The sequence below is a fragment of the uncultured Cyclobacterium sp. genome (assembly GCF_963976465.1).
Lineage (GTDB): Bacteria > Bacteroidota > Bacteroidia > Cytophagales > Cyclobacteriaceae > Cyclobacterium.
Map to the genome: position 1 here is coordinate 1 of NZ_CAXBOC010000371.1, position 5,975 is coordinate 5,975.

The window sequence follows — 5,975 nt, forward strand, 5'->3', positions numbered from 1 at the left end:
GACTTGCCATAGAAAATCATTTCTGCCAATAAACTATTGTCAGCAAGCTTTGTTTTATTAAACTGTGTGGATATCGCCGTGATTATCATTGGCACTAGATGAGCACTATTGTACCTTCTCAATATATAATTAGGTAAATCTACAGGTTGAAATTTATGGTCATTGGGTAAGAAATAGTCCAGCCCGATAATAATCACCTCATCGGAGACAATAAGATCAGTTCCAAAACCACTCACGAATGTATAAATGGAGGGGATTTTGTACTTGGGATAATGGTATTTAATACCTGCAAAGGCAATTTCCAAATCCTTTTTTATTGTACTAAGGTCACCAAAATACTTTTGAACCTCCTGATACAATTCCACCATTCCGCTATCTTGGTGTATCAAGAGCAATTCCTCAGCCAGTTGCTCTTGATTTTCAAAACCCATATTAGCGAACATGGCTTTGGAGAATTGGGGGTAAGTTTCCAAATTCTTAAGTATCTTTTCTTTGGTTATCTGTTCAAAAAATAACCCTTCCATTCTTTGGATGTCAATGGAAGTTAAGTTTTCTTGATATCCTATAGGGATTTCACATTCTTCATTGGATGGTTTGCAACCAATAAATAAGGTAAAAAAGAATAGCCCGGCAAATAAGAATTTGATTCGTATCATGTTTACAAAGTTAGGCAATAGCAATCAATAAATGTAACTATTCAAATACAAGCGCAAAGGAGCAAAGATAATAAGAAATCAACTCAATTTTGGGATACAGTTATGGATGATTACCCATTCAAATTTGTTGAATTAATCAATCTTCTTTTCCTTCCTTCTTGTTTGATCAACTTGTTGGAATTTACCGCTTTAGTAGGATTAACTATCGTATGCTTATTTGGAAAACATGTCATAAGGCGGTTTTTGTGTAATTTTATCAAGAAAATTTAAACCTTTTTGTAGGCTATCAGTTTGGTTACAAATAAATTAAGCCAACAATAACTAAACAAATTTTAATGATGGATTCAATGTTTAAAGGAAATCAAAAATTCTTAGGACTGCTTTTTTCTGGGGTATTATTAATATCCTCAAGCTGTTCTGATGACGATCCGGTTCCTATGGAATTGGGTAAAAACATTGTGGAATTTGCACAGAGTGATAACCGATTTTCCTCGTTGGTTGCTGCTGTACAGAGGGCCGGATTAACTGATGCACTAAGTGTTGATGAAGAATTGACAGTAATTGCCCCAACTGACCAAGCCTTTACAGATGCAGGAATAACGGATGTCGATGGCATTGCAGTAGATGATCTAAAGACCATATTAATGTATCACGTGGTGCCTTCGGAAATACCATCCTCAGCCGTAAGTAGTGGGAAAGTAATATCTTTAGAAGGCGCCCCATTTTATATTAGCAAAGACCCCGACAATAAGGCTTGGGTCAATGGGCATGCTGAAGTTATAGAAACTGATTTGGAAGCTTCCAACGGAATCATTCATGTAATCAATCAAGTGATCATGAAACCGACCATGTCTATTGCAGAAATAGCTAATGGTTATACGCAAGAGACCAACCCTGAATTTACTCAGCTAGTAGGAGCCTTAATCAGGGTTAATTTAGTGGATGCAGTGAATGGAGGTGTGGAGGATGATTTGACCGTTTTTGCTCCAACGGATGCAGCTTTTCAACAGCTTTATGATGACTTGGATGTAGATGGTTTTGAAGATATACCATTAGAAACTTTAGAAAACGTGCTCATGTATCACGTGGTTCCGGCCAGGGCATTTTCTCAAGATTTGAGAGATGAAGCTGAACTTCCTACCTTGCTTTCGAACTATACCTTAACGGTGGATTTGGCAGAATTAAGTATTGAAGAAGCCGGTCTTAACACCGAATTGCTTAATATTCATGCCACCAACGGTGTCATACATGTCATTGATAAAGTAATGTTACCATAATTTAGGGTTTGGATTATTTTAAAGCCGGAACCACTAGGTTTCGGCTTTTTTTATTGCTTTATTTTTTTACAAGTTTAAGCCTCCTATCCCTCCGTTTAAAATAAGTCTTTACAATCTTAAAATCTGATGTTTCAGTTCTTTAACTTGGAGACTGATAATTTATATTTATTATTATGCCTTTAATGCCCAAAGATTGTCCCTTAAAGCAAGGAATAATTATCTTTACAGTTGCTTTACGGTAAAAATTATGAATAACCTTAATTATTCATGTCATTAATAGGTGTGGGTAATGTGGCGAAGCTGTATAGCCACCAAAAAATATTAGATATGATTTCTAAAAGACTTGTGAATCACCATTGGTTCCACTATGCGATTTTTTTTCTATTGGTCATGTTATCCCATATGGCCTTGCCTCAGTCATTGGAAGACATTTCCTCAATTAATGTAGATGATTTGACAGACCAGCAATTGGAGCAGTTGGTCAATAGGGCAGCTGAAGCAGGCTTTTCTGAAGAAGAGCTGTTGCAAATGGCTCAGCTCAGAGGGCTCCCCTCATCGGAAGTTGATAAGCTGAAGGAACGGTTGGATGGCTTGGTGATTATGGGTTCCTATAACGGGATGAATTCTTCGGAATCTCCTTCCAGAAGCCCAAGGAGGCAAATGGAGTTCAATGAAATTACTCAAGGGATGATTTCACCCCAGACGGATTTAGATAAGTTGTCTTCAGATAAGCAACCTTATTTCGGGATGGATCTTTTTTACAATAAAACCAGGAGGTTAACCTTTGAACCCAATTTAAATCTGGCTACCCCTAGAAACTATATATTAGGCCCCGGTGATGAGGTAAACATTGACATATATGGACAATCTGAAACCTATTACCAAACATCGGTTACGCCTGAAGGCCAAATTATTTTAGAAAATATCGGTCCTATAAGTGTTTCTGGCTTGACAATAGAGGATGCAAGCAAAGTTATTCGGAATAGGCTGTCCACGTATTATACGGGATTAAAAGGTAGCAAACCCAATACCTTTTTGCAAATTACCCTGGGCAATATTAGAACGATCAAAGTGAATTTAGTAGGGGAAGTAAGGCTTCCCGGAACTTTCACCCTCAGTGCTTTTAGTAATGTCTTTAATGCGCTATATGCTGCCGGAGGTCCAAACACCAACGGTAGTATGCGGAGAGTGAAATTGATTAGAAATCAACAAGAAATTGCTGAGATTGATCTTTATGCATTTTTAATAGATGGAGACCCGGGGGTTAATATGACCTTGCAGGACCAAGATATTATTTTGGTGCCTCCCTATTTGGCTAGGGTGAGTTTGGAAGGAGAGGTGAAACGACCCAAGGTATTTGAAGTAAAGGAAAATGAAACCTTTGCTGATGTACTTGAGTTTGCCGGTGGGTTTACCGATAAGGCTTTTAAAGAAAAAGTTGGCGTTACCAGAGTAACCAATAAGGAGAAAGCTGTTTCGGATGTCTATAAAGATCAGTTTTCTATGTTCCTTATGAAAGGTGGGGATCATTATACGGTAGGAGAAATTTTGGATAGGTATACCAATAGGGTCCAAGTGAAAGGAGCTGTTTATAGACCAGGAAACTATGCCTTTGAGCAGGGGCTAACCCTTTCCAAGTTGATAGAAAAAGCTGAGGGATTGAAGGGAGAGGCTTTTACTAATCGCGTAAACATTCTCAGAACTAAGGCTGATTTAAGTACTCGATTGATCCAAGTAGATTTGGATGCCATCATGAAAGGTTCAGCTACTGATGTGTCCATTTCGAGGGAGGATGTCATCCATGTCCCTTCCATATATGATTTAAAGGAGGAAACTTATGTAAAAGTGAGTGGTGAAGTATTGAATCCGGGAACTTACCTGTATTCTGAGAACATGACCCCTGCTGATTTGATTTTAATGGCCGGAGGACTCAAAGAATCGGCTTCCAAGGAGGATGTAGAGATTGCAAGGAGAAAATCAGACCAAGCGGGGAGGGCCTATGCAGATATTATTCCTGTAGCTTTAGATAATGATCTTGGTTTAAGCAGTAATCCTCAAGTATTACTCCCCTATGATCATTTGACAGTCCGAAGAAAAACAAATTTCAGTCTGGAAAGGATGGTAAAAATAGAAGGGCAGGTTAAATCACCAGGAAACTTTGCCATTAGTCAAGCAGAAGAGCGGATTTCCAGTTTAATTTCCCGATCCGGTGGGCTAACTGAGTTTGCCTATCCTAAAGGTGCTACCCTTATAAGAAGGACTGAATTTTATAAAAATCAATCTGAGAAGGCGAGAAACAAAGACAATTTGCTCAATCTTCTTCAAAGGTTAAACCGAGAAAATTTGGAGCCTACCGAATCCCAAAAACAAATGATAGATAGGATTGGTAATTACCTGTTTGGAATGAGCGATTCTGTTGAATCAGGATTGGATCAATCAGTGGTTGAAGCCAGAGAGCGATTGTTTAATGACATTTCTTCTTCTAGGGATGGGGTGAATCCTATCCAATTAAGAGAAACGGAGACGATTGCCATTGACCTGGTGTCTATCATCAACAATCCTGGCTCCAAATATGATTTGATTTTGGAGGAAGGGGATATATTAAGTGTTCCCAGAAAACTGCAAACAGTTAGACTTAGGGGAGATGTGATCTATCCCACCACCATCCGTCACGAAAACTTCAAAGGGTTGCCCTATTATATCAATAAAGCGGGAGGTTTCAATGTGAGGGCCAAAAGGAAGAGAACTTATGTAGTTTACGCCAATGGTGAAGTCGCCCGGACAAAAAACTATTTGTTTTTCAATGCCTATCCAAAGATAGAGCCCGGTTCAGAAATCATTGTACCAACAAAAGGACCGAAAATACCCATTAGACCTAGTGATTTGGTTGGTATTACAACAGGCTTGGCTACAATAGCCTTTCTTATTACTCAGATTATAAATTAATTATGGGGGAGAATCAACACATTTTATCAGATAAAATCACACTTAAAGAGTTGGTGTTACGCTTTCAAAGCTGGATTTCGGTGTACAAAAAAAAGTGGAAATTATTGATGGCATTTGCCCTCATTGGTGCTGTCTTAGGAGCCATAGTATCGGTCTTAAAAAAGCCCATTTATCATGCTGATACCACCTTTGTGCTTGAACAATCCGGAATGGGGGGGATGGGCAATATTTCCGGTCTTGCCTCCATGCTAGGCATTAATATTGGTTCCATAGGTGGAGAAAGTGGGCTGTTTACCGGAGATAATATTATGGAACTTTATAAATCAGAGTCCATGCTTAGTAAAACTTTACTGAAACCTTTTGATTCTGTTTCTAATCAAAACGCTGGTGAATTGCTGATAGACCGATACATCTATTTTAATGAATTGGAAGAGAAATGGGAGGATGATGTAGATTTCAGCAAGATTGATTTTTCCTTGCCACAGGCCAACTTTTCTATTCAGCAAGACAGTGTATTGAAAGAGGTGGTGAAAGAGATAAAGAAAAGTAATTTAATAGTAGAAAAACCGGATCGAAAACTTAACATTATCAAAGTGACGATCGCCAGTAAAGACCAAGCCTTTTCAAAAAGCTTCAATGAAAACCTAGTGGCAACAGTGAATGAATTTTACCTTAAAGCTAAGACAAAAAAAACCTCGGAGAATGTTAGGGTTTTGCAACACCAATCGGATAGTGTTAGAAAGGTGTTGGACAGTAAAATAAAAGCCTTGGCCAATTTTCAGGATAGGGTGCCAAACCCCAACCCATTGTTGCAAGAAGGTATGGTGCCCTCAAAAAGTATTCAAGTAGACATACAGGCATCTGCCGCTGTTTATGAAGAGATTGTGAAAAATCTTGAGATTGCTAAAATTAATGACAGAAACAATACACCTTTAATTCAAATAATAGATCAACCTCGGTATCCGCTAGAGCGGGCTGAAATAAAACTTAAAATAGGAATTGTTCTTGGAGCATTTATATGCTTTGTTTTAGGGTTTGTTTGGATATACTTGAACACGCTCTATGTGACACATCTCAAATCTTGAGTATTCCTTTT

At 38.3% G+C, this 5,975-nt stretch carries 4 protein-coding genes; 3 read left to right on the forward strand and 1 reads right to left on the reverse strand.

Going from position 1 to position 5,975, the window contains the following annotated elements; translation table 11 throughout:
• Window positions 1-656: gliding motility lipoprotein GldB (locus tag AAC037_RS18100; protein ID WP_339904542.1), on the reverse strand; the 656-nt coding region annotated here is incomplete at its 3' end.
• A 335-nt stretch (window positions 657-991) separates the two neighbouring features.
• On the opposite strand from AAC037_RS18100, the gene AAC037_RS18105 reads away from it, so the two are divergent.
• The 3 genes from AAC037_RS18105 (at window position 992) to AAC037_RS18115 (ending at window position 5,964) form a co-directional block, all read left to right on the forward strand.
• Window positions 992-1,933 carry a fasciclin domain-containing protein gene (locus AAC037_RS18105; RefSeq protein WP_339904544.1) on the forward strand — a complete coding sequence of 314 codons (942 nt, stop codon included), beginning with the start codon at window positions 992-994 and terminating at the stop codon, window positions 1,931-1,933.
• 267 nt (window positions 1,934-2,200) lie between these two features.
• Window positions 2,201-4,879: an SLBB domain-containing protein gene (locus tag AAC037_RS18110; protein ID WP_339904546.1), complete on the forward strand. Its 2,679-nt coding sequence runs from the start codon at window positions 2,201-2,203 to the stop codon at window positions 4,877-4,879.
• A gap of 2 nt (window positions 4,880-4,881) precedes the next feature.
• A complete protein-coding gene (locus tag AAC037_RS18115) occupies window positions 4,882-5,964 on the forward strand; it encodes a Wzz/FepE/Etk N-terminal domain-containing protein (RefSeq protein WP_339904548.1) in 1,083 nt (360 codons plus the stop codon).
• Window positions 5,965-5,975: the final 11 nt, after the last annotated feature.